The following is a 1,858-nucleotide window of genomic DNA, read 5'->3' as shown; positions in this document are numbered from 1 at the left end:
CTCCGGGATGTGGTGCTCTGCCTGGATCACGACGAGCCCGGACAGACGGCGGCCAGGCGCATCCAGGAAGAGTTACAGGGAGCAGGATACCACAGCGGTATCCTGCTCCCTGTGCATAAGGACTGGAACGACGACCTGGTGCATGGGCAGGCCATGGCCGCCCCCGCCATGGCCATGGGGCAGAGTATGTAGGCCGCAGAGGCGCACCGCCCGCCGGGGGGGTGGTGCGCCCTGCCGCTGGACTGGGCCCCGGTTCATTTTGGCCCGCCCAGAAGGTCACACTGGAAGCAGATTGAAACGCAGAGAGCAGACAACGAAGGGATGATTGCAGTGAACAACGACACCTGGATGCTGATCCTCCTGCTGGCGGTGGTATTCGGCGCCCTGGTCGCCATTACCACCTTTTCCGGCCGGGGCAGCCTGGACAGCATCAAGAGTAAAACTGTGGGTGACGGCCAGCACGGCACCGCCCGCTGGGCCACGCAGGGGGAAATCAAGAAGACCTTCCGCTCCGTCCCCTTCCAGACCGCGCTGTGGCGGAAGGGGGAACGCCTCCCAGGCGCACAGGGGCTGGTGTTGGGCTGTACCGGAAAGAAGGGGCAGCTCACGGCCCTGGTGGATTCGGACGATATCCACTGCCTCATGATCGGCGCCTCCGGCGTTGGCAAGACCGCCTTCTTCCTATACCCCAATTTGGAATACGCCTGCGCCAGCGGAATGAGCTTCTTTGCCAGTGACACCAAGGGAGATCTGGCCCGGAACTATGGGGCCATCGCCCGGGACTGCTATGGCTACCAGGTGGCAGTGGTGGATCTTCGGAACCCCACCCGCTCAGATGGCTATAACCTGCTCACTCTCATCAATCACTACATGGACGCATGCAGGAGAGATCCGGCTGATCTGGCCGCCCGAGCCAAGGCGGAGAAGTACGCCAAAATCCTCTCCAAGACCGTCATCAACCCGGATGAGGAGAACTTTGCACAAAATCAATATTTTTACGACGCGGCGGAGGGCGTGCTCACCGCCGTGATCCTGCTGCTGGCAGAGTACCTGCCACCCAAAAGGATCCACGGGGAGTTGCGGGAACGGCGGCATATCGTGTCAGTATTCAAGCTGGTGCAGGAGCTGCTGGCCCCCAGCATTCTGCCCGGCAAGAATGAGTTCCAGCTCCTCATGGACCGCTTGCCGGAGGAACACAAGGCCAAGTGGTTCTCCGGCTCCGCCCTCACCGCCGCCGAACAGTCTATGGCCTCCGTCATGTCCACCGTCCTCTCCCGGCTGAACACCTTCCTGGACTCGGAGCTGGAGCAAGTGCTGTGTTTCGACAGCACCATAGACGCCGAGAGCTTTGCCGCAAAGAAATCTGCCATCTTCCTGATACTTCCGGAGGAAGATCAGACCAAAAACTTCATGGCTGGGCTGATGATCCAGACCCTGAGTCGGGAGCTGTTCTCTGTGGCGGATGAGCACGACGGGAAGCTGCCCAGCCGGGTGGTGTTTTTCTGTGACGAGCTAGGTACCATGCCCGCCTTCGACATCCTGCCCCTATTCTCCGCTGGCCGCTCCCGGCGGCTGACCCTGGTGCCCATCATCCAAAGCCTGGCCCAGTTGGAGAAGAACTATGGCAAGGAGGGGGCGGAGATCCTGACGGATAACTGCCAGGACACCATCTTCGGCGGCTTCGCCCCTAACAGCCAGACCGCCGAGGTGCTGTCCAAAGCATTGGGCAACCGCACTGTCCTGAGTGGCTCCATCTCCAGGGGAAAGAACGACCCCAGCCAGAGCCTCCAGATGATCGAGCGGCCCCTCATGACCCCGGATGAACTCAAGTCCATCCCCAAGGGGCACTTCATCGTCA

2 protein-coding genes are annotated in these 1,858 nt (G+C 61.2%); both read left to right on the top strand.

The features are described 5' to 3' along the window. Positions 1-192 (top strand): toprim domain-containing protein (locus QZ378_RS12870; RefSeq protein ID WP_291258554.1); only part of this gene is annotated, 192 nt, incomplete at its 5' end. Between the two features lie 129 nt (positions 193-321). Further along, positions 322-1,858 (top strand): type IV secretory system conjugative DNA transfer family protein (locus QZ378_RS12865; RefSeq protein WP_291258553.1); only part of this gene is annotated, 1,537 nt, incomplete at its 3' end.

Source organism: Flavonifractor sp., assembly GCF_019422385.1.
GTDB lineage: Bacteria > Bacillota > Clostridia > Oscillospirales > Oscillospiraceae > Flavonifractor > Flavonifractor avistercoris.
The sequence above is the reverse complement of the archived record's forward strand: the minus strand, read 5'-3'. Positions and strand labels throughout refer to the sequence as shown.